We start from the raw sequence: 23312 nt of genomic DNA, 5'->3' as shown, positions 1-23312 counted from the left end.
CCCGTAGCCATGGAGATAAGCGGAGATAATACCCGATCACCCCCTAAATTACGCATGAGGGAAGGCCCTTGGGAGCCTTCTTTCGCAGGCTTTGGAGCCCCCACCCGATGGCCCTGACATCCGACGACGTGAGCCGCATTGCCCACCTGGCGCGGCTGGAACTTTCCCCCGCTGAAGGCGCCGCCCTGCTGCCCCAGCTCAACGGCTTTTTCTCCATCGTCGAGCAGATGAGTGCCGTGGACACCAGCGGCGTCGAGCCGCTGTACACGCCCCTCTCTGCCGTGCAGGAGGTGCACCTGCGCCTGCGCGACGACAAGGTCACGGAAAGTAACCAGCGCGAGCTGAACCAGCAAAGCGCACCAGCGGTCGAGGACGGCCTGTTCCTGGTGCCCAAGGTCATCGAATAAATAGCAAGAAGAGAAGCGAGCCGATCTCCATGAAACCCTTGCACGAACTGGGCGTGGCCGAGTTGGGCCAGGCCCTGCGCCAGCGCCAGACCTCCAGCCGCGAAGTGACCCAGGCTCTCCTGGCCCGAGTCCAGGCCCACGAATCGCTGGGCGCCTTCCTCCATGTGGATGCCGAAGCCGCCCTGGCCCGCGCCGATGCGGCCGACGCCCGCCTCGCAGCCGGTGAAACGGGCGCGCTGATCGGCGTGCCGCTGGCCCACAAGGACATCTACGTCACGGCCGACATGCCGACGACGGCCGGCTCCAAGATCCTCGCCGGCTACCGCAGCCCCTTCGACGCCACCGTCGTCGCCCGCTTGAACGTGGCCGGCACGGTCTCGCTCGGCAAGCTGAACTGCGACGAGTTCGCCATGGGCTCGGCCAACGAGAACTCTGCCTATGGCCCGGCCCACAACCCCTGGGACACCGGCCGCGTGCCTGGCGGCTCGTCCGGCGGTTCGGCCACGGCTGTGGCGGCGCGCCTGGTGCCTGCCAGTACCGGCACCGACACCGGCGGCTCGATCCGCCAGCCGGCCAGCTTCACCGGCATCACCGGTATCAAGCCGACCTATGGCGTGTGCTCACGCTACGGCATGATCGCCTTCGCCTCCAGCCTGGACCAGGCCGGACCGATGGCCCGCTCGGCCGAAGACTGCGCCCTGCTGCTCTCCGCCATGAGCGGCTTCGACGAGCGCGACGCCACCAGCGTGCAGCAACCGCCGCAGGACTTCCATGCGCAGATGCTGCAAGCGCGCGAAGGCGCCACGGCGGCACAGCCGCTGAAGGGTTTGCGCATCGGCGTGGCCGCCGAGTTCTTCCCACAGGGCTTGTCGGCTGACGTGAACAGCGCCGTGCGCCAGGGCCTGGCCGAGCTGGAAAAGCTCGGCGCCACCCTGGTGGACGTGAGCCTGCCGCGCACCGAGCTGGCCATTCCGGTGTACTACATCATTGCCCCGGCCGAGGCGAGCTCCAACCTCTCGCGCTTCGACGGCGTGCGCTTCGGCCACCGCGCCGAGAAGTACACCGACCTGCTCGACATGTACAAGAAGACCCGCGCCGAAGGCTTCGGCGCCGAGGTCAAGCGCCGGATCATGATCGGCAGCTACGTGCTCTCGCACGGCTACTACGACGCCTACTACCTGCAGGCCCAGAAGCTGCGCCGCATGATTGCGGACGACTTCCAGCAGGCCTTCGCGCAATGCGACCTGATCGCAGGCCCGGTGGCCCCGAGCGTGGCCTGGAAGGCGGGCGAAGGCTCGGACGATCCGGTCAAGGCCTACCTCGCCGACATCTTCACGCTGCCCGGCTCACTGGCTGGCCTGCCCGGCATGAGCGTGCCGGTGGGCTTTGGCGAAGGCGGCATGCCCGTCGGTTTGCAGCTGATCGGCAACTACTTCAAGGAAGGCCAGCTGCTGCACGCGGCCCATGCCTTGCAGCAAGCCACCGACTGGCACCTGAAGGCACCGGCAGGATTCTGAGCATGACGACGACTCAAAAACCCAAACTCATCCGTGGCTACGAGGTCGTGATCGGCCTGGAGAACCACGTCCAGCTCTCGACCCAGTCGAAGATCTTCAGCGGCTCCTCCACCGCCTTCGGCGCCGAGCCGAACACGCAGGCTTCGCCGGTGGACCTGGCACTGCCCGGCACGCTGCCGGTGCTGAACCGCGCAGCCGTTGAACGCGCCATCCGCTTCGGCCTGGCCGTGGGCGCGAAGGTGGCGCCGCTGTCCATCTTCGCGCGCAAGAACTACTTCTACCCCGACCTGCCCAAGGGCTACCAGATCAGCCAGTTCGAGATCCCGGTGGTGCAGGGCGGCGCGGTGGAGTTCTTCGTCGGCGATGTGAAGCACAAGGTCAACCTGACCCGTGCCCACCTCGAGGAAGACGCGGGCAAGAGCCTGCACGAGGACTATCACGGCCAGAGCGGCATCGACCTGAACCGTGCCGGCACGCCGCTGCTCGAAATCGTCTCCGAGCCCGACATGCGCTCGGGCGCCGAGGCCGCCGAATACGCCAAGACGCTGCATGCGCTGGTCATGTGGCTGGGCATCTGCGACGGCAATATGCAGGAAGGCTCGTTCCGCTGCGACGTCAACGTCTCGGTGCGCAAGCCCGGCGAGCCCTATGGCACGCGCCGCGAGATCAAGAACCTCAACAGCTTCCGCTACCTCTTGCAGGCGGTGGACTATGAGGTGAACTGGCAGATCGACCAGATCGAAGACGGCCTGAAGATCCAGCAGGCCACCGTGCTGTTCAACCCGGACACCGGCGAGACCCGCGCGATGCGCAGCAAGGAAGACTCGGCCGACTACCGCTACTTCCCCGATCCCGACCTGCCGCCGCTGGTGATCGCACCGGAATGGGTGGAGCGCGTGAAGGGCGAGATGCCCGAGCTGCCGGGCGTGATGGCCAAGCGCTTCGTCGAGGCCGACGGCCTGCCGGAGTACGACGCGACGATGATGACGCAGAGCCTGGCCACGGCGCGCTACTACGAGGCCGCCAAGGCCGCGGGCGCGGCGCCCAAGCTGGTGGCGAACTGGGTGATGGGCGAGATCAGCAAGCGCCTGAACAGCGAAGGCATCGAGATTGATGCCGCGCCAGTCGGTGCCGAGCTGCTGGCCAAGCTGATCGCCCGCATCGCCGACGGCACGATCTCGAACAACTCCGCCAAGCAGGTCTTCGACGCGCTGTGGGCCAAGGAAGGTTCGGACGTGGACGCCATCATCGCGGCCAAGGACCTGAAGCAGTCCAACGACACCGGCGAGATCGAACGCATCCTTGACGAAGTGCTGGCCGCCAACCAGAAGTCGGTGGACGAGTTCCGTGCCGGCAAGGACAAGGCATTCAACGCCTTGGTTGGCCAGGCCATGAAGGCCACCAAGGGCAAGGCCAACCCCGGCCTGGTCAACGAGCTCTTGAAGAAGAAGCTCGGCGGTTGATGAGTGAAGAGCTGGACTGGCTGCATGTCGACGAGACCTGCGTCGTCGTCGACAAGCCAGCCGGCCTGCTCTCGGTGCCCGGTCGCGGTGAAGACAAGCAGGACTGCGCCGCTGCCCGCGTCCAGCAGCGCTACCCCGAGGCCCTGATCGTCCACCGGCTAGACCAGGCCACCTCGGGCCTCTTGCTGTTTGCGCGTGGTGCCGAGATGCAGCGGCACTACAGCTACGAGTTCATGCAGCGGCGCGTGCACAAGCGCTACGTCGCCGTCGTCGAAGGCCTGCTGCCGCTGGACGGCAACTGGCATGAGATCGCCCTGCCCCTGATTGCCGACTGGCCGAACCGGCCCAAGCAGAAGATCGATCACGAGCAGGGCAAGCCCTCGCTGACCCGCTGGCTCGCTCTCGCCCATGAAGCGGGGCGCACCCGCGTCGAACTGGAACCCGTCACCGGCCGCTCCCACCAGCTGCGGGTGCACCTGATGGCGCTGGGCCATCCGATCGCCGGTGATGCGCTGTATGGTGACGCGTCCAGCGCGGCACGCCTGCTGCTGCATGCCTGCGAGCTGAGCATCGGTGCGCTGAGCGTCACGAGCCCGGCTCCCTTCTGAGTACCATCCGCGCCATGAGCAACGGCAAGCAGCACCTCTTCATCGTCACCGGCAGTTCGCGCGGCATGGGCGCGGCCCTCGCGAAGCGGCTGGTGGCGCCCGAGCACCGCGTGATCGGCATCGCCCGCCGCACCGCCCCCGAGCTGACCGGTATGGAGCAATGGGAGCAAGACCTGGCACAGCCTCTCGAAGCGGCGGAGCGCCTGCAGGCCTGGCTGACGGGGCAAGCGCCTTTTGCCAGCGCCACTTTGATCAACAACGCGGGTGTGATCTCGCGGCCCGGTCCCGTCGAGCAGACCTCGCTGGCCGAGTTGTCGAATGCAATCCGCGTCGGTCTGGAGGCCACGCTCCTGCTGTCAGCCGCCTTCCTGCAGGGCACGCGACCCTGGGGCGTGCCGCTGAAGATCCTCAACATCAGCTCCGGCCTCGGCCGCCGCGCGATGGCCGGCAGCGCGCCCTACTGCGCGGCCAAGGCCGGCATGGACAACCTTTCGGCGTCGATGGCGCTGGATGAGGCCGCTCGGCCGAACGGCGCGCGCATCGTCTCACTGGCGCCGGGCGTGATTGATACCGACATGCAGGTGCAGCTGCGCACGGCGGACCCGGCCGGCTTCCCCGAGCAGCAGCGCTTCATCGAGTTCAAGGCCAGCGGCGCGTTGATGAGCCCCGACGAAGCGGCCGCCAAGCTGGTGGCCTACCTCAATCGCGCCGACTTCGGCAGCCAGCCCGTCGCCGATATCCGCCAAGCTTGAGCCAGGCTTGAAACCGCGAGCACGGCCCCCATTTCGCATCCTGCCCCTCTCCCGGGGCGAATCTGGAGACCCTGTGAATTTCCTGAACAAGCTCTTGCTGAGCGCCCTCATCGTCACCCTGAGCCTGGGTGGCATCGAAGCCAATGCCAAACGCATCGGCGGCGGCGGCATGAAGCGCACGGTGCCGCAGCAGACCACACCGGCCCAGCCCGCCAAGCCGGCCGCACCGACGCAAAACGCGGCCCAGCCGGCCCCGGCCGCACCAGCCCCGGCCGCCGCACCGGTCCAGCCGCCCAAGCGCTCCTGGATGGGCCCGCTGGCCGGCCTCGCCGCCGGTCTCGGCCTCGCCGCGCTGGCCAGCCATTTCGGCTTTGGCGCCGCCATGGCCAACATCATGACCATGGTCTTGATCGGCCTGGTGGCCATGCTGGTGATTGGTTTCCTGGTGCGCCGCTTCGGCGCGGCCAAGCAGGCGCAGCCGGCCTACGCCGGTGGCAATTTGGGCGGCCAGGGCGGTGGCTACGCACCGGTGCAGCGCATCGACCCGCAGCCCCTCTCTGCTTCGGCCGCCCCGGCCGCCGCAGCAGCGCCCGTCGCCGCGTCCGCCGAGGACGCCGAGTTCGCCCAGTTGGCCAAGAAGGTCTTCATCCGCCTGCAGGCCGCCAACGATGCCGGCGACCAGGCCGACCTGCGCCGCTTCACCACACCCGAGATGTATGCCTCCATCCAGCAGGAGCTGCTGGACCGCAAGGGCGCCACGCAGCAGACCGAGGTGCTGCAGCTCGATGCCACCGTGATCGACCGGGCCGAGGAACACGGCCAGCAGGTCGTCAGCGTGCGTTTCTGGGGCCTGGTGCGTGAGCGCAGCGAAGACGCAGCGAGCGGCTTCGATGAGGTCTGGCACCTGGCGCGTCCGCTGGACGGCAGCCGCGAATGGGCCATCGCCGGTATCCAAGCCAGCCAGTAAGCCAAGCGGCGCCCCACCCTGGGGCATGACCTATGAAGGGCCCTTCCGACCACGGTCAGAATGGCCCTTCGTCATTTCTGCTGAACGGGAGTTCCTCGATGCAACGACCCCTGTCTTCGCTGCGCCTCGCGGCGCTGCTGCTCGCACTGAGCGCGGGCGGCCTCGCCCAGGCCCAGGACACCAAGCCGCCCGCCACGCTGCAGCCCAATGCCAACCTGGTGATCCAGGGCATCCCGCCAGTGCCGCAGAGCCTGGTCGAGGCGGTCAGCGCCTACAACGATTTCCGCGGCCACGGCTTCGTCGACTGGCACCCGAGCAAGCGCGAGATGCTGATCGCGCACCGCAAGGCCGGCGCCAACACCGCGCAGCTGTTCCGCCTCGCCGGCCCGCTGGCCGAGCCCGAGCAATTGACCGATGGCGTCGACCCGGTGGCCGACGCCAGCTACGAGCCCGGCAGCGGCCGCTACATCGTGTTCGCCCGCGCCAGCGGCGGCAACGAGGTGGCCCAGCTCTACCGCCTGGACGGCAAGGGCAAGGAGCCGGTGCTGCTGACCGACCCCGACCAGCGCCATGCCATGAGCGGCTGGCTGCACAAGAGCAGTCAACTGCTGTTCACCTCGGTGCCGCTGGACCGCACGGCGCAAGGCGGCAGCCGTGCCCAGGTGATGACCCAGCTGTGGATCATGGATCCCGAGAAGCCCGCCGAAAAACGCAAGATCGCCGAGCTGCCCGGCGGCGGCTGGGGTGTGGGCTCGGTGTCGTGGGACGACAAGCAGCTGGCGCTGACCGAGTACGTCTCGGCCAACGAGGCCCGCGTCTGGCTGATGGACCTGGCCACCGGCGAGAAGCGCCAGGTCTTGCCCGCGCCCGGCCAGACCGAGCGCGCCAGCCACTCACCGGCTTCGTTCACGCGTGACAACAAGGAGCTGTTCGTCTCCACCACGCGCTTCAGCGAGTTCCGTGAGATGGCCCGGCTCAAGCTGGCCGACGGCGCGCTGCAGCGCCTGGACAGCGGCATGGCCTGGGACGTCAGCGGCGGCACGCTCACCGAGGACGGCAAGAAGCTGGCCCTGCAGTTCAATGTGGCCGGCCGCGATGAACTGCGCTTCTACGACGCCGAGAGCTTCAAGCCGCTGCCCAGCCCGAAGCTGCCCGCTGGCTCGGTAGGTTCGGCCAGCTACGACCGCGCGCGCGGCGAGCTGATGTTCAGCCTCAACAGCGCTCAGGGGCCGGGCCAGATCTTCTCGCTCGACGCGGCCGGCAAGGTCGAGCAATGGACCCGCGCCTATGCGCCGCCCGGCATCGACACCAGCAAGTTCGGCGACCAGCAGATCGTGCGCTGGAAGAGCTTCGACGGCCGCCCCATCTCCGGCCTCATCAACCTGCCGCCGGCCGCCAAATTCCCGGGCAAGCGCCCGGTGCTGATCAATATCCACGGCGGGCCCGAGGGGCAATCCACCATGGGCTTCATCGGCCGCAACAACTACTTCGTGCAGGAGCTGGGCATCGCGATGATCCAGCCGAACGTGCGCGGCTCCAGCGGCTACGGCAAGACCTTCCTGGACCTGGACAACGGCTTCAAGCGCGAGGACTCGGTCAAGGACATAGGCGCGCTGCTGGACTGGATCGCGACCCAACCCAACCTGGACGCGAGCCGCGTGATGGTGGTGGGCGGCAGCTACGGCGGCTACATGGTGCTGGCGGTGTCCACGCATTACGCCGAGCGCATCGTCGGTGCGATCGACATCGTCGGCATCTCGCACTTCGTGACCTTCCTGAACAACACCGAGAGCTACCGCCGCGACCTGCGCCGCGTCGAGTACGGCGACGAGCGCGAGCCGGCGATGAAGGAATTCCTGGACAAGATCTCGCCGCTGACCAATGCCGCCAAGATCAAGAAGCCGCTGTTCGTGGTGCAGGGCAAGAACGACCCGCGCGTCCCCTACACCGAGGCCGAGCAGATCGTGGCCAAGGTGCGCGAGCAAGGCACGCCGGTCTGGTACCTGCGCGCCGAGAACGAGGGCCACGGCTTCCAGCGCAAGGAGAACCAGGACTACCTGTTCTATTCCATGATCGGCTTCATGCAGCAGAACCTGCTCAAGCACTGACAGCGCAGCCAGCGCAATGAAGAAGGCCCGCCGAGGCGGGCCTTCTGCTTTTCAGTGAGAAGCGGCCGAGGCAGAAGGAATGCTGCCCAGCGGCGCGCCGGCCCACAGTCGCTTCAGGCGCGCCAGCTCCTGGTCGTAGAGCTTGTTGACGCGCACCAGCTCGGACTTCTGGTTCTCGATCAACACGCGCTGGGCTTCGGCGGCGGCATCGTTGGCATCGAGCTGCTGCTTGAGCTTGGGCGGCAGCGGCTTGCCGACGTAGAACTCGGCCTCGTCGGACAGCGGCTTGCGCTCGGCCGCCAGGTCGAGCAGGCGGCGCTCCGAGGTCCGCATGGCGGTGTTCACATCGTCCAGCGCGGCCGTGCGGGCGCGCTGATGGGCCGCCTCGTTGGGGAAGCGCAGCTTCAGGTTGCGGTCGCGCCGCACCGCATCGGCCAGAGCCGAGCGCTCGACGGCCTGCTTGCGCTCCAGCTCATCCTTGGCCGCCTTCTCCTCCAGCGACAGCGAGGGCGGCAGGATGCTGCGCAGCGAGCCGTCGGCATTGAGCACGCGCTGCTCGCGGGTCATGCAGTCGGCAATCGGGCGGTCGCCGGTCAGTTTGCGGCCGTCGGTCGTCGTGCAGGTATAGATCGCCTTGCCACCGCTGCCTTGCGCCAGGCCCTGAGCGCAGGGCAGCGCGACGAGCAGGGCAACCAGCGGCAGGAGAGTAGGCAGGCGGCGCATCAGACTCCGTAGCGTTGGCGGTAGGCCAGCACGGCCGCCGCGTGCGATTGCACGGCCGGGTTGCTGGTGTTGCTGAGATAGGCGAGCAGATCGGCCAGGCCGGCGATGGCCACCACCGGCAGGTTCAGCTGGCGAGTCACGTATTGCACGGCGCTCCATTCCATGTCGACGCCGTTCTCGGCCGCCTTCTCCTGGCGGTCCAGCGCGATGCTCACGCCGCAGGGCGTGGCGCCGGCGGCCTGGATCATGGCGATGGACTCGCGCACCGAGGTGCCGGCCGAGATCACGTCATCGATGATCAGAACGCGGCCCGCCACCTTGGCGCCGACAAGGGTGCCGCCTTCGCCATGGTCTTTCGCTTCCTTGCGGTTGTAGGCGAAGGGCTTGTTGTGGCCGAGGCGCGCCAGCTCGATGGACACGGCGGCGGCCAGCGTGATGCCCTTGTAGGCCGGGCCGAAGATCATGTCGAACTGCAGGCCCGAGGCGATCAGCGTCTTGGCATAGAACTCGGCCAGGCGCGCCAGCTTGGCGCCATCGTCGAACAGGCCCGCATTGAAGAAGTAGGGGCTCAGCCGCCCGGCCTTGGTCTTGAACTCGCCGAAGCGCAGCACGCCGGCATCGACCGCGAAGGCGACGAAATCCTGGGCGAGCGAGGCGGGGGCGGAGGCAGTCATCGAGAAGGCGGGGCGATTAGGGGTCGGCGCATTGTAGGCAGAGTCCCGCGCGCTGCCACAATGCGCGCGCAGCAACGCTTGTGGCCTTCCCATGAAACTGATCACCGCCAACCTGAACGGCATCCGCTCTGCCGCGACCAAGGGGTTCTTCGACTGGGCGCCCAGCCAGAAGGCGGACGCCATTGGCGTGCAGGAAGTCAAGGCGCAGGCCGACGTGGTGGATGGCCAGTTCGACACCATAGGCCCGCTGCAAGGCCACTTCCACTATGCCGAGAAGAAGGGCTACTCGGGCGTGGGCCTCTACACCAAGGAGGAGCCGAGCGACCTGATCATCGGCTTCGACGGCGGCGAGTTCGACACCGAAGGCCGCTGGGTCGAGAAGCGCTTCGACAAGCCCGGCCGCAAGCTCAGCCTGATCTCCTGCTACTTCCCCAGCGGTTCTTCGGGCGAGGACCGCCAGCAGGCCAAGTTCCGCTTCCTCGCGCTGATGTACCCGCACCTGATGGCGCTGAAGGCCGAGCGCGAGTTCATCCTGGTCGGCGACATCAACATCGCCCACCAGCAGGCCGACCTGAAGAACTGGCGCAGCAACCAGAAGAACTCCGGCTTCCTGCCCGAGGAGCGCGCCTGGCTGACCCAGCTGTTTGGCACCGGCAACGAAGGCGGTGGCCTGGTCGACGTCTACCGCCAGCTCGAACCCGGCACCACCGACGATTGCTACACCTGGTGGAGCAACCGCGGCCAGGCCTATGCGAACAACGTGGGTTGGCGGCTGGACTACCACTTCGCCACGCCGGCCCTGGCCGCGCTGGCCAAGCGTTGTGCCATCTACAAAGACCAGAAGTTCAGCGACCACGCACCGCTGAGCATCGACTACGACTTCAAGCTCTGACCCGGCATCGGGAGCGGGCTTGACACCGATGCGCTGCGCGAAATCCTGGATTGCATTCACCGCGGCCTGCCTAGTCCTGGCGACGCCGGTGGCATCGGCTTTCACTGCGGCAGCGCCGGCCAGCGCTGCCGAACTGCGCCAGCAGCTCGAGGCCACCCCCGCGAAGGACCGCGCGAGGGCCATCGCCATGGCGCGCCAGGCGCTCGCGGGTCCGCTGGAGCCAGACCAACGGGCCTGGTTCCTGGATCGGCTGGCGGCCGATCAACTGCGTCTGCGGCGCTGGGACGAAGCACTGAGCTCGGCGCAGCAGGGGCTGGCGTTGACCCAGGTCGGTACGCCGCTGCGGGTGCGCTTTGCCAGCTTGCTGGCCAAGGGCCGGCTCGGCCTTGGCCAACCGGCCGAGGCACTGCGCATCCACGACGAACAGAGCGCGCCGGCGATACCGGCCCTGCTGAGCTCGGCCGACCGGATCACCCGGCTGCGCGCCCTTGAAGCCTTGCGCGTGCGAGCCATGAGCCTGCTCGGGCTGGCGCGCAAGGGCGAGGCCATGGAGCAGCTGACCGAGGTGCTGCGCCAGTACGACCAGCTGGATGATGCCGAGGGCCAGGCCGAGACCCTGCACGTGATGGCCTCGCTGCGCCATGGCAGCGGCGATGTGGCCGAGGCCCTGCGTGCCGAACAACAGGCGATCGACATAGCCGAACGCGGCCAGGTGCCCGATGTGCTGGCGCGCCTGCACTCGCTGATGGCCTACCTGCAGGCCCAGGCCGGCAACCAGCAGGCCCATGAGCGCGAGCTGGAGGCGGCGCGCAAGAGCGCGGTCGAGGAAGGCGACGATTTCGTCCAGTCCATGGTGATGTTCAACCTCAGCGACGGGGCCATGCAGCGCAAGGACTGGGCCGAGGCGCTGCGCCTTACCGACGCCGCCCGCCCGATCTTCCTGCGCATCGGTGACCTGAACATGGCCGACCTGTGCCTGGCCAACCGCGGCATCGCGCTGAACCGCACCGGCCATCCCGAAGGCATCGCCCTGCTGCGCCGCGCCAACGAGACCATCGCCAGCCGGCCCGGCCAGGAGGTCACCCTGGTCGCCATCCAGAAGGCCATCGCCGAGGAACTGGCCCACAACCGCGATTTCGAGGCGGCCTATGCGGCCCAGCTCGAGTACCAGCGCCGCAAGGAGGCGCTGCACCAGAGCGACAACCAGAAGCGCATCGCCGAAGCCTCGGCCGCCTACGAAGCCGACCGCAAGCAGCGCCAGATCGAGACGCTGGAGCATGAGCAGGACCAGCAGAAGCGCTTCCGCTGGCTGTGGGTGCTGACCGGCGTGCTGGGCCTGGCGGTCGCCGCCGTGATCGCCGTCAGCCGCGTCTACCTGAAGCGGGCCTACCGTGCCATGCACGACATGGCGCTGGAAGACCCGCTGACCGGCCTGCACAACCGCCGCTACCTGAGCAGCCGGATCGTCGAGGAGCTGGCCCAGATGCGCCGCCAGCGGCATCAGGCGCTGGCACCGCGTGGCGATGGCAGCGCCGTGCCAGCCGAGCCGGGCGCCGCCTTCCTGCTGATCGACCTGGACCACTTCAAGTTCATCAACGACGAGCATGGCCATGCCGCCGGCGACGCCGTGCTGCGCCAGGCCTCAGCCCTGCTGCGCAGCCTGGTGCGCCAGTCGGACACCGTGGTGCGCTGGGGCGGCGAGGAGTTCCTGGTGTTCGCACGGGTGGCGGCCCGCAACGAGCCCGGCGAACTGGCCGAGCGCATCTGCAGCCAGATGGCGGCCCATGAGTTCGACCTGGGCCAGGGCCGCCGGCTGCGGCGCAGCTGCTCCATCGGCTTTGCCTGCTACCCGTTTGCGCCCCAGCAAGCCGGCGCGCCCGAGCTACCGTCCTGGGAAACCGTGGTCTCGCTGGCCGACCAGTGCTTGTACGCGGCCAAGGCCAGCGGCCGCGCGCTGTGGGTGGGCATCCAGCAGATTGACCTCGGCCAACCGCTGCCCGAACAGGCGGACGCCGCCGCCGGTGTGGCACAGGGCCAGTTCGCGCTGCTGCACAGCGCGGGCCGCGAGGTCAGCTGGCCGGCGCGTGAGCCAGGCCACCCGGGGCAAGGCCAGAGGCACTGACCCTCAGGCCGCCGCGATCAGGCTGGCGATCTTCTCGTCGGTCAAGCGCATCGGCAGGCTCTGCACCGGCAGCAGGGCAGCAATGGCATAGGCCTCGCGGGCGCAGTCGCGCAGCAGCGGGCTCATGCGCGGCTCGCCCATGGCGTCGGTCAGCGTGGCCACCTGCGGGCAATGGGCCTTGTCGCCGTTGCGCACGACCAGGCCCATCTCGCCCGAGGCCAGGCGCACGATGCTGCCCGGCGGGAAGATGCCGAAGGATTTGATCAGCGCCGCCGCCAGCGGGCTGGCCGCCGCCATCTGGTGCAGCTCGCGGCCGGCCTGCATGGCGCTCATCGCCGGCCGGTTGGCGCGGCTGCTCAGCCGGGCGGTGTAGACATCGGCAAAGCGCAGCAGCTCGGCCAGCGGCTCGACCTCCTTGAGCCCGCGCGGATAGCCTTTGCCATCGGGCAGCTCATGGTGCTGGCGGATGGCGGCCAGCCATTCCTCGTCGTCAATGCCGGCCTCGGCCAGCAATTCGGCGCTGCGCACCGGATGCTCGTTGATCGCCTCGCGCTGCAGGGCCGTCAGCGGCGACACCTGCGTGGCGAGCTTGGCCTGCAGGTCCAGCATGGCCACGTTCATCGTCAGCGCGGCCTGGAAGGCGCGGCGCTGTTCGTCGGGGCTCCAGCCAAGCAGCCGCGCCGCCGCATGGCAGGCGGTGGCCGCGTGAATGGAATGGCGCACGCCGTAATGGCCCTCGCTGGCATCGCCCTGGCGCACGATCTGGGTCAGGGCCATCTCGGGCGAGCTGTCGATCAGCGAGAGCAGCAGGTCGGTGCTGCTGTGCACGGCAGCGGCCATCTGGGCCGGCACGGCCCCGAGCGCCAGGCGCACGTCGTGGCTCAGGCGCTCCCATTCGGCCGGCAATCGGGCCAGGCGCTGGGTGGGGTCGAGCTTGCGGGTGGGCTGGATGGCGGCAGCCAGCTCGTCGACCTCGACCACGGCGCCGCGCTTGAGCAGGGCATCGAGCTGATCCTCGTCGGCAATCACCTGCCCCCGGGCCAGCAGCAAGAGACGGCTGGCATCGCGCACGCTGAAAGCCAGCGGCTGACCGAGCACGATACGTTCCTTGACCGAGAGAAGCGAGCAGACGCGCATGAACAGCGTTAATGCGGCATGACTGCCGGCAGACTACGACCGGGCGCACTCTACCCGGCGCCCTTCAACGCAATGTCTCTGGCGGGCTCATCCCCCCCATTTGGTGGGCGCTATGCGCGCACTATTTCTCGGCGCCAAGCCTGCGGCGGCGCAGTGGGCGCACCGGGCGCAAGGCCTGCAGCTGTTGCTCCAGCAGCGGCGCGAGGAGGCCGCGCAGGGCGGCCTCACGGCCGCGTGCCGGCAGCAGACTGTCGAACTGGCCAGCCAGTGCCAGATGCGCGAAGCCGTGCACGACGGACCAGATCGCCAGCAGCGACTGCTGCTGGGCCGGCGTCAGCTCTGCACCTTCAAGCACGCGGCAGAGCCGGCGCACACCCGCTTCCAGCACGCCGTAGGCGGCACGGCCGCTTTGCGCCAGGGCCTCGCTCTTGTAGCCCTCGCAGCGGAACATCAGGCCGAAGCGGCCCGGGTGCTTGAGGGCGAAGCCCACATAGCCGAGACCCTGCTCGCGCAACTGCGCCACCGGGTCACTGCCGCCGCGCTCGTCGCCGGCCTTCAAGGCGGCGGTCAGGCCATCGAAGGCCAGCGTGGCCACGGCCGCCAGCAGGCCCTCGGCATCACCGAAATGATGGGCCGGCGCGGCCGGCGACACGCCCGAGCGACGCGCCACCTCGCGCAGCGAGAAGCCCTCCAGCCCGCGCTCGGCCAGCACGGCCTCGGCCGCCGCGATCAGGGCCTCGCGCAGGGCGCCGTGGTGGTAGGCGTCGCGTGGCACGTCGGCGGCGGAGGTTCGGTTGCGGGGGGTGCTCACGGGGGGGATGGCTCATGGAACTTGACAGCGTTCAGATCATAGACGACGATTTATCTGAACACTGTTCAGATTGACTCGACCTTCCGCCAATTCCCTCTTACCCATTTCCTCTTACCCATTCCCCTTCGCCCTTCCTCAAGGAACTTGCATGTCAATTCCCGGTCTCGATCCCGACACCCTGTTCTCGCTGGGCAGCAGCCTCGCCGTCACCGGCTGGCTGGCGCTGGCCGTCTCGCCGGCCGGCACACGCTGGGCGCCCGCCGCCAGGCTCTATGCCGGGCGCATCGTGCCGCTGCTGCTGGCCGTGGCTTATGTGGCCTTGTTTGTCCGCAATGGCATGGGCGACGGCGGCTACGACTCGATGGCGGCCGTGCGGCGCCTGCTGGCCCAGCCGGCCTTGCTGGCTGCCGGCTGGCTGCACTACCTGGCCTTCGACCTGTTGGTCGGCAGCTGGATCGCCGAGCGGTCTGCCGCCCTCGGCCTGCCGCACCTGCTGGTGCTGCCGCTGCTGGCCCTCACCTTCATGTTCGGCCCGGCCGGCTTGCTCGGCTTTGCGCTGCTGCGCGGCGTCTGGCGCCGTTCGCCACAACGGGCGGAGGTGTCGGCATGAGCAGCAATAGCTTCAACGCCGCGCTCGCACGCCCCACGCCGCTCGCCTGGCTGTGGGACCAGCTGCAGCAGCGCGAGCGCCGCCTCGCCTGGTACGGCGCGGTGCTGCTCGTCTGCATCATCCCGATGGCCCTGGCCTGGGGGCTGGATGAGCGGATGCTGCGCGGCGCCAATGTCTGGATCAAGCCGATCAAGTTCGCGCTGTCCATCGCCTTGCTGGCCTGGACCACGGCCTGGTTCATCGGCCACCTGCCGGCGGCGCGGCGCGAGGGCCGGGCGGTCAGACGCATCGTCTGGCTCTTGATCGCCACCGGCAGCTTCGAGTTCCTCTACATCACGCTGCAGGCCGGACTCGGTCAGGCCTCGCACTACAACGTCAGCGATCTCTGGCACGGCCTGATGTACTCGCTGATGGGCCTGGGCGCCTTGCTGCTGACCGCCACACAGCCGCTGCTGGCTTGGCAGCTGTGGCGCCATCCGGATCCGACGCAGGCGCCGACGGACCGCTTGGCCATGTTGCTGGGCCTCGCGCTGACCTTCGTGATGGGCGCTGGCGTGGGCATCCTGCTGGGCGACCAGCCGCCGCCCGAGGGCGGGCAGGCGCTGCCGCTGCTGGGCTGGGTGCTGTCCGGTGGCGATCTGCGGCCGGCGCATTTCCTGGGCATCCATGCCGGGCAGTTGCTGCCGCTGGCCGGCTGGCTGCTGGGCCGGCGCCGCTGGCTGCTGGCGTTCACCGCGCTCTATGGCCTCGCCTTCCTCGGCTTGCTGATGAGGGGCTTGGGCTGAGGCGATGGCGGCTCATGGCAGGCGCAGGCCTCGCCCTGGGCTGCCGCCACCAATTCCTCGAGCACACCGCAGCCATGATGGGCATGGTCGGAATCGCAGCGCGCCTTCAGCGCGGCCAGCTGCTTTTCCAGCGCCCGCATGCTGGCCAGGCGGGCGCGCACCTTGGCCAGCTGCGCGTCGACCAGGCCGTCCACGGCGGCCAGCCGCTCGGGCGCGCCTTCGTTCAAGGCGGCCAGCAGCAGGCCCACATCGGCCAGCGACATGTCCAGCGCCCGGCAATGGCGGATGAAGGCCAGGCGCTCCAGCTGCGGCTGGCCGTAGTCGCGGTAGCCATTGGCCTCGCGCGCCGGCGCGGGCAGCAGGCCGCTCTTCTCGTAGAAGCGGATGGTCTCGATGTCGACGCCGGTCGACTGGCTCAGTTCACCGATGCGCATGGGGTCAAGCTCCTGGCTGCGAAGTATCGCCGGATGCCGCGCTTGACTCTGGAGTTGCTACGGGGTTTCCAATCCCTGCATCCGCAACGAATGGAAGCCCATCACCATGAGCCACGCCTGCTCCCACGACCATCACCATGGGCACGACCACGCCCCGCTGTCCGCCGCCGATTCGCCGCGCTACCGCCGCGTGCTGTGGGCGGCGCTGGTGATCAACCTGGCGATGTTCTTCGTCGAGGTGCTGGGGGGCTGGAGTTCCAAGTCGGTGTCGCTGCTGGCGGATTCGGTGGACTTCTTCGGCGATGCTGCCAACTACGGCATGGCGCTGGCGGTGATGGGCCTGTCGCTGCGCTGGCGCGCCGGCTCGGCCCTGATCAAGGGCCTCAGCATGGGCGCCTTCGGCCTCTTCGTGCTGGGCCGCGCCGCCTGGTCCGCCTGGCAGGGCGGCGTGCCGGAACCGCTGACCATGGGCGTCATCGGCGCGCTGGCCTTGGCGGCCAACCTCGGCGTGGCCGTGATGCTCTACGCCTGGCGCGAAGGCGACGCCAATATGCGCTCTGTCTGGCTGTGCACCCGCAACGACGCCATCGGCAACCTGGTGGTGCTGGCCGCGGCGCTCGGGGTGTTCGGCACGCACAGCGCCTGGCCTGACCTCGCCGTGGCCGGCGTGATGGCGCTGCTGGCGCTCAGCGCGGCCCGCTCGGTGATCCAGCAGGCCCGCCAGGAGCTGCGCAAGGCCTGGTGAGCCCCACGGGACCCCGTGCTTGGACTCAGGCCTTGCCGGGGTGGTGGTACCGCCACTCCTGTGTGCGCCCGCCATAGCCGTAGGCGGCGGGACGCACGTCATGCACATGGATGTAGCTCTCGGTGTGCAGCGGCCCCAGCAGATCGCTGAAGGCCTCGAACACCGCAGCGATGTAGCGCGCCTTCTCGGCCTTGGTGTTGGTCTCGTCGGTGATCTTGATCTCCAGCGAGAAGCTGCTGCGCTGCCAGTCGCTCAGCGGCCGGCCGGCGACGAACCAGGTGGCCGGGTCGACGAAGTCGACCGCGATGGCGATCAGCTCGGCCTGCTTGCCCAGCAGTTGCACGGTCAGGTCTTGCAGCGTGGCGGCGGCACGGGCGGCCAGGGCACGGTTGGGGGTGGCGGCGATGCGCAGGTTCAAGAGGGGCATGGCGAGGTCTCTATTTAGAAGGGGTTGGCGGCGGTGGCAATGCGGCCGGCCCGGCGCTGCAGGCGGTAGGCCAGGCGCTGGGCGGCCCGGTGGGCGCTGGCGGCGGCGTCCTGCAGCAGCGCATCGCTGCCGCGCCAGAAATCGGCAATGGCCGCGCGGCGCAGTGCCTCGGCTTCGGCATGGGCAAGGTCGTGCAGGGCATTGAGCAAACGGGGGTTGTTGAGCAGGGAGGACATGCGGGGCTCCTGGGTAGGTCTGCAGGGTTGGTGCTTGCACTTTATGGAGTGAGTAGGTCCGTTGAAACCGCTCAAAATGGCAATCCGTATTGCAGCAACTGCAATACCATCGCCCCATGCATCTCGATGACCTGGCCCTTTTCGTCCGCATCGTGGAGCTGGGCACGCTCTCGGCGGCGGCGCGCGAGCGCGAGGCGCCGGTCAGCCAGGTCACGCGGGCCCTGGCCCGGCTGGAGGCCCAGAACGGCGTGCGCCTGCTGCACCGCACGACCCATGGCCTCAGCCTGACCGACGAGGGCGACACCTTCCTCACCCATGCCCGGCGTCTGCTGGACACCGCCGCCGAGCTGCACAGCGAGCTCTCCGGCAAGCTGGCCGGGCCGAGCGGCTGGGTGCGGGTCAGCGCCTCCACCATCGTGGCCCAGTCGGTGATCGCGCCCAGCCTCGCGGCGCTGTACGAGCGCCATCCGCAGCTGCAGCTGGACATCTCGGCCGACGATCGCGTGGTCGACATGGCGCGCGAGGGCGTGGACATCGCGATACGCACCGGCAGCCCGGCCAGCGAGACCCTGGTGGCCCGCCAGATCGGCACGCTCACACGGCGCTTCTATGCGGCGCCGTCCTATGTAGAGCGGCACGGCATGCCCGCCAGCGCCGCAGAGCTGGCGCGGCATCGCCTGATCGGCAACAGCGCGAGCCCGGTGCTCAATCAATGGCAGCTGGGCAGCGGCGCCGAGGCCGCCGAGTTGCGCGTGCGCCCGCACAGCCGCACCGACAACAGCGGCGTCGTGCTGTCCCTGGTCCAGCATGGCGCCGGCATAGGCCGCCTGATCAGCATCGTGGCCGAGCCTTTGGTGGCGGCGGGCGCCCTGGTGCAGGTGCTGCCGGAGCTGGCGTCACAAGCACCTGTACCGGTCTATGCCGTGATGCTGCAGGAACGCCACCGCCTGCCCAAGCTGCGCGCCTGCATCGACCACTGGGCCGGCTGGCTGGCGCGCTCGGGTTGATGGCGCGTCAGTGATCGGGGCAGCGGTAGCGCTCGATCTCGAGCGCCCGCGAAGCGCCGATCAGCGCTGGCGACACGGCCGCATTGATCAGCAAACAGGGAATGCTCGCCAGGTAAGCCTGGAAGCGCCCCTTGCCCTCGAAGCGCTCGCGAAAGCGCGAGGCCCGCAGCTCCGGCAGCAGGCGCGGCGCAATGCCGCCACCGATGTAGACGCCGCCCCGCGCGCCCAGGGTCAGGGCCACATTGCCGGCAAAGCTGCCGAGGAAGCGGCAGAACAGGTCGATGGCCTCTTCGCAGAGCGGGTCGGCGCTGCCGCGCGCCGCATCCACGATACCGGCCGCGTCCCGCGCCGGCACGGCACGGCCCGCCAGCGCGGCCAGGGCCTCGTACAGATTCACCAGTCCCGGGCCCGACAGCACGCGCTCGGCCGACACATGGCCGAAGCGCCGGCGCAGCCACTCGATCACGGCCGCCTCGCGCTCATCATTCGCCGCTAGCGTGCTGTGCCCACCTTCGCCTGGCACCGGCAGATAGCCGCCCCCCGGCGCCGGCAGCAGGCCCGAGACGCCAAGGCCCGTGCCCGGACCCAGCACCGCCATCGCCTCGCCGGCAATGCCTGCGCCGCCGCCTATGGGCAGCAGGTCCTGCGGGCCCAGGGCCGGCAGCGACAGGGCCAGCGCGGTGAAGTCGTTCACCACGGCGAGCTGCTCCACCGCCAGCTCGCGCTTGAGCTGCGAGATCGAGAACGACCAGTGGTGGTTGGTCATCCGCACCTCGTCGCCGGTCACCGGATTGGCGATGCCGATGCCGCAGGCCCGCGGGCCTTGCTCGCGCCCATGGTCGGCCAGATAACGCTGGATTGCAGCGGCCAGCGATCCATGGTCGGCGCAGGCGTAGCGGGCGATGTCGGTCAACGGTTCGCCAGGGCTGCTGGCCCAGGCCAGCCTTGCATTGGTGCCGCCGATGTCACCAAGAAGTCGCGGGTAGGTCGGCTCGGGCTGGCGCATGGAAGTGTTCGGATTCTGAATCAGCAGGCATCGTATTGAAAGCGCTTTCACGACGCAAGCAATGATTTACCCGAAGGCTCGCTGGCCGGCGGTTTGTAGCCTGTCGGCAGGCTCGTCATGACCTGCCGACAGTTCTGCCGAGCAGCGGACTGATGGCGCAAGAGTTCCCGGGCAGTCGCCATTGACCGGCGCGCAGCGAGCCTCTATTCTCGCGGCCAAGAAAGCGCTTTCATAAATCCAGGCAACGCACCCATGACATGCCAATCGCGCCGATGCCAGGATCTCCTCCTCCTTCTTCATGACCGCAGCCCTGCCCGCTTCCACCACCACACTCCACTGGGTGCTCACCGCCGCTGCCCAGGCAGTGCACGCCGAGCGCCGACTGGCTCCACAAGCAGCGCTGACACTGCAGCTCGCAGCGTCACTGATGGCGAGCGAATCGGCCGCCGGCCTGCCGCGATTGATGGTCAACAGCGAGCGCCGCTTCCAACGTATCGAGGGCTTTGGCGGCGCCTTCACCGAGTCGGCCGCCAGCGTCTGGCAGCAACTGCCGCCCGACGAAGCCGCGGCCTTGCTGAGCGCCTACTTCGATGAAGACCACGGCCATGGCTACACGCTCTGCCGGGTTCACATGAACAGCTGCGACTTCTCGCTCGGCAACTACGCGCATGCCACAGTGGCGGGCGACGAGGCGCTGCAGCATTTCAACATCGACCGCGATCGCCAGGCCCTGCTGCCAATGATCAAGGCCGCGCAGGCGGTGGCGCGCCAGCCGATCAAGCTGCTGGTCTCGCCCTGGAGCCCGCCGGCCTGGATGAAGAGCAATGGCGAGATGAACCACGGCGGCAAGCTGCTGCCGCAGTACGCCGCCGCCTGGGCCCAGTGCTATGTGCGCTTCATAGAGGCCTACGAGGCCGAGGGCGTGCCGGTCTGGGGCGTGACGGTACAGAACGAACCCGAGGCCCTGCAGCGTTGGGATTCCTGCATTTACAGCGCCGAAGAGGAACGCGACTTCGTGCGCGACCATCTCGGCCCCGCGCTGCATGCGGCCGGCCTCGAGCGCGTGCGCATCATCATCTGGGACCACAACCGCGACCAGATGGTGCAGCGGGCAGACACCGTCTATTCGGACCCCGAGGCCTCGCGCTATGTCTGGGGCTGCGGCTTCCACTGGTATGGCGAAGACCATTTCGACCATGTGCAGCTGGTGCACGACGCCTGGCCCGACAAGCAGCTGCTGTTCACCGAGGGCTGCCAGGAAGGCGGCCCGCATGGGGGTTCGCTGGTGCCGGCCGAGCGCTATGGCCGCAACATCATCAATGACCTGAACCGCTGGACCGTCGGCTGGATCGACTGGAACCTGCTGCTCGATGAAACCGGTGGTCCCAATCACGTGAGCAACCTGTGCAGCGCGCCGATGCTGGCCGATCGAGCGAGCGGCCGCCTGATGCCGCAGCCCTCATTCGACTACCTCGGCCACTTCGCCCGCTTCATCAAGCCCGGTGCCGAGCGCGTGCTGTGCGCGGCGAGCCGGCAAGACCTGGAGTGCACAGCCGCCGTCAACCCGGATGGGAGCCTCGCGCTGGTGGTGCTCAACCGCAGCGAGGCCACGCAGCGCTTCGTGTTGTGCGTCGACGGCGAAGCCTGCCTGGCCGAGCTGCCGCCTCGCGCCATCGCCACCTACCTCCGATGAACAGCGGCTCCGCCATCAGCCGGCGCGTGCTGCTGGCCAGTGCGCTGCCGGCGTTGAGCCAGGCCCACGCAAGCGAACGCCGCACGCTGACCGTCGCCGCCTTCCCGCTGGTCGACGAAATCGCGCGCGCTGCGATCCCGGCTTGGCAGCGCCTGCATCCCGATGTGGAGCTGAAGATCCTCAGCCGCCAGTACAGCGACCACCACACGGCGATGACCACGGCGCTCTCTACCGCAGTTTCGCTGCCCGACGTGATGGCGCTCGAGTCCAGCTTCGTCGGCCGCTTCGCCCAAGGCGGCGGCCTGGAGGACCTGCGCCAGAGCGCCTACGGCGTCGAGCGCTTCCGCTCGCGGCTGGTGCCCTTCGCCTACGACCAGGCGCTGGCCCGCAGCGGCGCCATGGTGGCGATGCCAGCCGACATCGGCCCCGGCACGATGCTGTACCGCCACGACATCCTCGCCAAGGCCGGCGTGGCCGAGGCCGATCTCACCGGCACCTGGGAGCGCTACGTGGCCGCTGGCGCACGCATCAAGGCCGCCACCGGCGCCTACCTGATCGCCCATGTGCAGGAGATCAAGGACATCATCATCCGCGGCGGCCTGAAGCCCGGTGAAGGCCTGTACTTCGACACCGCCTCGCGCGTGCTCGTCAACTCGCCCCGCTTCGAGCGCGCCTTCGAGGTCGCCTTGCTGGCGCGCCGGCAGGGGCTGGATGCGCGCGTCTCGGCCTGGTCCAACGACTGGGCCGAGGGCTTCAAGCGCGGCCGCCTGGCCACCGAGCTCTCGGGCGCCTGGCTGGTCGGCCAGCTGAACAACTTCATCGCACCCAGTACCAGCGGCCTGTGGCGCGCCGCGCCGCTGCCCGAAGGTGGCACGGCCACCTACGGTGGCGCCTTCTATGCGATGCCGCGCCGCATCGCACCCGAACGCAAGGCCCTGGCCTGGGACTTCATGCAGCTGATGACGCTGGACCCGCAGCGCCAGCTGCAGGCCTTCAAGGACTTCGATGCCTTTCCGGCCTTGCTGGCCACGCACGACGACGCCTTCTTCAGCGAGCCCCTGCCCTTCCTCGGCGGCCAGCGCGCGCGCCAGCTCTGGCGCGAAGCCGCGCGCCGTATCACCGCCTTGCCGGTGCACAAGCAGAACCAGTTCGCCGAGGAAGTGGTGCAGACCGAACTCGACAAGGTACTGACCCGCAACAAGCCGATACGCACGGCCCTGGCCGATGCCGAACAACTGCTGCAGCGACGGGCGCTGCGCTGACAACAAGACAATCAACCGGAGACAACAAGCCATGGCAATGAATTCAAAACTCTCCCAGCGCGGGCGCTGGGGCCCCTTGCTGGCGGCGCTGAGCCTCGGCGCATGTGGTGGCGCCGGCGGCGCGGGCAGCGCAGCAGGCACGCAAACACCGACACCCCCCACCCCGGCGCCCGAGGCCCTGACCGTGCCCGCCGGCTACAAGCTGGTCTGGTCCGACGAGTTCGACAGTGCCGGCCTGCCCGACGCCAGCAAGTGGGCCTATGACACCGGCATGAACAAGCAGGGCTGGCACAACAACGAGAAGCAGTACTACAGCGGCCCGCGCGCCGAGAACGCCGTGCTGCGCGACGGCAAGCTGGTCATCACCGCACGCAAGGAGCAGATGAGCTCGGCCGCCGATTGGGGCGGCCAGGCCTACACCTCCACGCGCCTGATCACCGCCGGCAAGGCCGACTGGACCTATGGCTACTTCGAGATCCGCGCCAAGCTGCCCTGCGGCAAGGGCACCTGGCCGGCGATCTGGATGCTGGGCAGCAGTGGCGGCTGGCCGGCCGGTGGCGAGCTGGACATCATGGAGCAGGTGGGCAGCAACCCGACCCGCGTGTTCAGCACCACGCACACCACCTCGGGCAGCGGCGCCAACGGCTCAGGTGCGGCCACCGTGGTGGCCGACCCCTGCACCGCTTTCCACACCTACCAGATGGAATGGACGGCCCAGCAGATCCGCTTCGGCATCGATGGCAAGCAGCACTTCGTCTACAAGAACGCCGGCACCGGGAAGGCGCAATGGCCCTTCGATGCGCCGCAGTTCATGATCCTCAACATCGCCATCGGCGGCGACCTGGGCGGCGCCATCGACGACGCGATCTTCCCGGTCACGATGGAGGTCGACTACGTGCGGGTCTACCAGGCGCCGAAGTGAGCGC

At 68.6% G+C, this 23312-nt stretch carries 24 protein-coding genes; 16 read left to right on the top strand and 8 right to left on the bottom strand.

Annotated elements, in window-relative coordinates; translation table 11 throughout:
- Positions 1 to 107: 107 nt before the first annotated feature.
- From gatC to J7U46_RS16615, 7 genes are all read left to right on the top strand, one after another.
- A complete protein-coding gene (gene gatC, locus J7U46_RS16645; protein WP_282827833.1) occupies positions 108 to 407 on the top strand; it encodes an Asp-tRNA(Asn)/Glu-tRNA(Gln) amidotransferase subunit GatC in 300 nt (99 codons plus the stop codon).
- Positions 408 to 436: 29 nt separating this feature from the next.
- A complete protein-coding gene (gene gatA, locus J7U46_RS16640; protein ID WP_282827831.1) occupies positions 437 to 1924 on the top strand; it encodes an Asp-tRNA(Asn)/Glu-tRNA(Gln) amidotransferase subunit GatA in 1488 nt (495 codons plus the stop codon).
- A gap of 2 nt (positions 1925 to 1926) precedes the next feature.
- A complete protein-coding gene (gene gatB / locus J7U46_RS16635; protein WP_282827829.1) occupies positions 1927 to 3387 on the top strand; it encodes an Asp-tRNA(Asn)/Glu-tRNA(Gln) amidotransferase subunit GatB in 1461 nt (486 codons plus the stop codon).
- Positions 3387 to 3995: a pseudouridine synthase gene (locus J7U46_RS16630; RefSeq protein ID WP_282827827.1), complete on the top strand. Its 609-nt coding sequence runs from the start codon at positions 3387 to 3389 to the stop codon at positions 3993 to 3995. The genes gatB and J7U46_RS16630 overlap by 1 nt, the downstream gene beginning before the upstream one ends.
- A gap of 14 nt (positions 3996 to 4009) precedes the next feature.
- Entirely contained in the window at positions 4010 to 4747 is a 738-nt protein-coding gene (locus J7U46_RS16625; protein WP_282827825.1) for an SDR family NAD(P)-dependent oxidoreductase, read from the top strand.
- A gap of 73 nt (positions 4748 to 4820) precedes the next feature.
- A complete protein-coding gene (locus J7U46_RS16620) occupies positions 4821 to 5714 on the top strand; it encodes a Tim44-like domain-containing protein (protein ID WP_282827823.1) in 894 nt (297 codons plus the stop codon).
- 98 nt (positions 5715 to 5812) lie between these two features.
- Positions 5813 to 7822 (top strand): prolyl oligopeptidase family serine peptidase, encoded by a 2010-nt coding sequence (locus J7U46_RS16615; RefSeq protein WP_282827822.1) that lies wholly within the window; start codon positions 5813 to 5815, stop codon positions 7820 to 7822.
- 51 nt (positions 7823 to 7873) lie between these two features.
- Here the strand turns inward: J7U46_RS16615 and J7U46_RS16610 are convergent, their stop codons facing one another.
- Positions 7874 to 8545 (bottom strand): hypothetical protein, encoded by a 672-nt coding sequence (locus tag J7U46_RS16610; RefSeq protein WP_282827821.1) that lies wholly within the window; start codon positions 8543 to 8545, stop codon positions 7874 to 7876.
- On the bottom strand, positions 8545 to 9219 hold the full coding sequence (gene pyrE / locus J7U46_RS16605; RefSeq protein WP_282827820.1) for an orotate phosphoribosyltransferase: 675 nt from the start codon (positions 9217 to 9219) through the stop codon (positions 8545 to 8547). Before pyrE ends, J7U46_RS16610 begins: the two co-directional genes overlap by 1 nt.
- 91 nt (positions 9220 to 9310) lie before the next feature.
- Here pyrE and J7U46_RS16600 point away from each other — a divergent pair, with 91 nt between their 5' ends.
- Positions 9311 to 10111 (top strand): exodeoxyribonuclease III, encoded by an 801-nt coding sequence (locus tag J7U46_RS16600; protein ID WP_282827819.1) that lies wholly within the window; start codon positions 9311 to 9313, stop codon positions 10109 to 10111.
- Positions 10112 to 10199: 88 nt separating this feature from the next.
- Positions 10200 to 12233: a GGDEF domain-containing protein gene (locus J7U46_RS16595; RefSeq protein ID WP_282827818.1), complete on the top strand. Its 2034-nt coding sequence runs from the start codon at positions 10200 to 10202 to the stop codon at positions 12231 to 12233.
- A 3-nt stretch (positions 12234 to 12236) separates the two neighbouring features.
- Here the strand turns inward: J7U46_RS16595 and J7U46_RS16590 are convergent, their stop codons facing one another.
- Both J7U46_RS16590 and J7U46_RS16585 read right to left on the bottom strand, forming a co-directional pair.
- Positions 12237 to 13370 (bottom strand): HD domain-containing phosphohydrolase, encoded by a 1134-nt coding sequence (locus J7U46_RS16590; protein WP_282827817.1) that lies wholly within the window; start codon positions 13368 to 13370, stop codon positions 12237 to 12239.
- A 121-nt stretch (positions 13371 to 13491) separates the two neighbouring features.
- A complete protein-coding gene (locus tag J7U46_RS16585; RefSeq protein WP_282827816.1) occupies positions 13492 to 14181 on the bottom strand; it encodes a TetR/AcrR family transcriptional regulator in 690 nt (229 codons plus the stop codon).
- A gap of 148 nt (positions 14182 to 14329) precedes the next feature.
- On the opposite strand from J7U46_RS16585, the gene J7U46_RS16580 reads away from it, so the two are divergent.
- Together J7U46_RS16580 and J7U46_RS16575 are read left to right on the top strand one after the other, a co-directional pair.
- Complete coding sequence (locus J7U46_RS16580) at positions 14330 to 14791, top strand: abscisic acid-deficient protein Aba4 family protein (protein ID WP_282827815.1); 462 nt, start codon at positions 14330 to 14332, stop codon at positions 14789 to 14791.
- Positions 14788 to 15576 (top strand): hypothetical protein, encoded by a 789-nt coding sequence (locus J7U46_RS16575; RefSeq protein WP_282827814.1) that lies wholly within the window; start codon positions 14788 to 14790, stop codon positions 15574 to 15576. Before J7U46_RS16580 ends, J7U46_RS16575 begins: the two co-directional genes overlap by 4 nt.
- On the opposite strand, the gene J7U46_RS16570 is transcribed toward J7U46_RS16575, so the two are convergent.
- Positions 15531 to 16010: a Cd(II)/Pb(II)-responsive transcriptional regulator gene (locus J7U46_RS16570; RefSeq protein ID WP_282827813.1), complete on the bottom strand. Its 480-nt coding sequence runs from the start codon at positions 16008 to 16010 to the stop codon at positions 15531 to 15533. The two genes, J7U46_RS16575 and J7U46_RS16570, sit on opposite strands and share 46 nt — an antisense overlap.
- Positions 16011 to 16116: 106 nt before the next feature.
- On the opposite strand from J7U46_RS16570, the gene J7U46_RS16565 reads away from it, so the two are divergent.
- A complete protein-coding gene (locus J7U46_RS16565; RefSeq protein WP_282827812.1) occupies positions 16117 to 16755 on the top strand; it encodes a cation transporter in 639 nt (212 codons plus the stop codon).
- Positions 16756 to 16780: 25 nt separating this feature from the next.
- Here the strand turns inward: J7U46_RS16565 and J7U46_RS16560 are convergent, their stop codons facing one another.
- Positions 16781 to 17182 carry a 4-oxalocrotonate tautomerase gene (locus J7U46_RS16560; RefSeq protein ID WP_282827811.1) on the bottom strand — a complete coding sequence of 134 codons (402 nt, stop codon included), beginning with the start codon at positions 17180 to 17182 and terminating at the stop codon, positions 16781 to 16783.
- 14 nt (positions 17183 to 17196) lie between these two features.
- On the bottom strand, positions 17197 to 17418 hold the full coding sequence (locus J7U46_RS16555; RefSeq protein WP_282827810.1) for a hypothetical protein: 222 nt from the start codon (positions 17416 to 17418) through the stop codon (positions 17197 to 17199).
- 116 nt (positions 17419 to 17534) lie between these two features.
- On the opposite strand from J7U46_RS16555, the gene J7U46_RS16550 reads away from it, so the two are divergent.
- Positions 17535 to 18425, top strand: a complete 891-nt coding sequence (locus J7U46_RS16550; protein ID WP_282827809.1) for a LysR family transcriptional regulator — start codon at positions 17535 to 17537, stop codon at positions 18423 to 18425.
- Between the two features lie 7 nt (positions 18426 to 18432).
- Here J7U46_RS16550 and J7U46_RS16545 read toward each other — a convergent pair whose 3' ends face one another.
- Positions 18433 to 19431, bottom strand: coding sequence for a glucokinase (locus tag J7U46_RS16545; protein WP_282827808.1), 999 nt, complete (start codon positions 19429 to 19431; stop codon positions 18433 to 18435).
- Between the two features lie 298 nt (positions 19432 to 19729).
- Here J7U46_RS16545 and J7U46_RS16540 point away from each other — a divergent pair, with 298 nt between their 5' ends.
- Genes J7U46_RS16540 through J7U46_RS16530 form a run of 3 tightly spaced genes read left to right on the top strand, consistent with a single transcriptional unit; the run spans position 19730 to position 23308 of the window.
- The gene (locus J7U46_RS16540) at positions 19730 to 21124 is read left to right on the top strand and encodes a glycoside hydrolase family 30 protein (protein ID WP_282827807.1); all 1395 of its coding nucleotides are present in this window, start codon (positions 19730 to 19732) and stop codon (positions 21122 to 21124) included.
- A complete protein-coding gene (locus tag J7U46_RS16535) occupies positions 21121 to 22386 on the top strand; it encodes an extracellular solute-binding protein (RefSeq protein ID WP_282827806.1) in 1266 nt (421 codons plus the stop codon). The genes J7U46_RS16540 and J7U46_RS16535 overlap by 4 nt, the downstream gene beginning before the upstream one ends.
- A gap of 31 nt (positions 22387 to 22417) precedes the next feature.
- Positions 22418 to 23308, top strand: coding sequence for a glycoside hydrolase family 16 protein (locus J7U46_RS16530; protein ID WP_282827805.1), 891 nt, complete (start codon positions 22418 to 22420; stop codon positions 23306 to 23308).
- The last annotated feature ends 4 nt before the right edge of the window (positions 23309 to 23312 follow it).

The sequence above is a fragment of the Pelomonas sp. V22 genome (assembly GCF_030014915.1).
Classification (GTDB): domain Bacteria; phylum Pseudomonadota; class Gammaproteobacteria; order Burkholderiales; family Burkholderiaceae_C; genus JAUASW01.
This window is presented reverse-complemented; position numbering and strand designations above follow the sequence as displayed.

What these genes read in the sequence shown, in the direction of transcription:
- J7U46_RS16625 (WP_282827825.1), top strand. Translation starts at nt 4,010, where the DNA reads ATGAGCAACGGCAAGCAGCACCTCTTCATCGTCACCGGCAGTTCGCGC.
- gatA (WP_282827831.1), top strand. Translation starts at nt 437, where the DNA reads ATGAAACCCTTGCACGAACTGGGCGTGGCCGAGTTGGGCCAGGCCCTG.
- J7U46_RS16615 (WP_282827822.1), top strand. Translation starts at nt 5,813, where the DNA reads ATGCAACGACCCCTGTCTTCGCTGCGCCTCGCGGCGCTGCTGCTCGCA.
- J7U46_RS16575 (WP_282827814.1), top strand. Translation starts at nt 14,788, where the DNA reads ATGAGCAGCAATAGCTTCAACGCCGCGCTCGCACGCCCCACGCCGCTC.
- J7U46_RS16565 (WP_282827812.1), top strand. Translation starts at nt 16,117, where the DNA reads ATGAGCCACGCCTGCTCCCACGACCATCACCATGGGCACGACCACGCC.
- gatB (WP_282827829.1), top strand. Translation starts at nt 1,927, where the DNA reads ATGACGACGACTCAAAAACCCAAACTCATCCGTGGCTACGAGGTCGTG.
- J7U46_RS16600 (WP_282827819.1), top strand. Translation starts at nt 9,311, where the DNA reads ATGAAACTGATCACCGCCAACCTGAACGGCATCCGCTCTGCCGCGACC.
- J7U46_RS16545 (WP_282827808.1), bottom strand. Translation starts at nt 19,431, where the DNA reads ATGCGCCAGCCCGAGCCGACCTACCCGCGACTTCTTGGTGACATCGGC.
- pyrE (WP_282827820.1), bottom strand. Translation starts at nt 9,219, where the DNA reads ATGACTGCCTCCGCCCCCGCCTCGCTCGCCCAGGATTTCGTCGCCTTC.
- J7U46_RS16570 (WP_282827813.1), bottom strand. Translation starts at nt 16,010, where the DNA reads ATGCGCATCGGTGAACTGAGCCAGTCGACCGGCGTCGACATCGAGACC.
- J7U46_RS16530 (WP_282827805.1), top strand. Translation starts at nt 22,418, where the DNA reads ATGGCAATGAATTCAAAACTCTCCCAGCGCGGGCGCTGGGGCCCCTTG.
- J7U46_RS16560 (WP_282827811.1), bottom strand. Translation starts at nt 17,182, where the DNA reads ATGCCCCTCTTGAACCTGCGCATCGCCGCCACCCCCAACCGTGCCCTG.
- J7U46_RS16535 (WP_282827806.1), top strand. Translation starts at nt 21,121, where the DNA reads ATGAACAGCGGCTCCGCCATCAGCCGGCGCGTGCTGCTGGCCAGTGCG.
- J7U46_RS16580 (WP_282827815.1), top strand. Translation starts at nt 14,330, where the DNA reads ATGTCAATTCCCGGTCTCGATCCCGACACCCTGTTCTCGCTGGGCAGC.
- J7U46_RS16590 (WP_282827817.1), bottom strand. Translation starts at nt 13,370, where the DNA reads ATGCGCGTCTGCTCGCTTCTCTCGGTCAAGGAACGTATCGTGCTCGGT.
- gatC (WP_282827833.1), top strand. Translation starts at nt 108, where the DNA reads ATGGCCCTGACATCCGACGACGTGAGCCGCATTGCCCACCTGGCGCGG.
- J7U46_RS16610 (WP_282827821.1), bottom strand. Translation starts at nt 8,545, where the DNA reads ATGCGCCGCCTGCCTACTCTCCTGCCGCTGGTTGCCCTGCTCGTCGCG.
- J7U46_RS16555 (WP_282827810.1), bottom strand. Translation starts at nt 17,418, where the DNA reads ATGTCCTCCCTGCTCAACAACCCCCGTTTGCTCAATGCCCTGCACGAC.
- J7U46_RS16540 (WP_282827807.1), top strand. Translation starts at nt 19,730, where the DNA reads ATGACCGCAGCCCTGCCCGCTTCCACCACCACACTCCACTGGGTGCTC.
- J7U46_RS16550 (WP_282827809.1), top strand. Translation starts at nt 17,535, where the DNA reads ATGCATCTCGATGACCTGGCCCTTTTCGTCCGCATCGTGGAGCTGGGC.
- J7U46_RS16630 (WP_282827827.1), top strand. Translation starts at nt 3,387, where the DNA reads ATGAGTGAAGAGCTGGACTGGCTGCATGTCGACGAGACCTGCGTCGTC.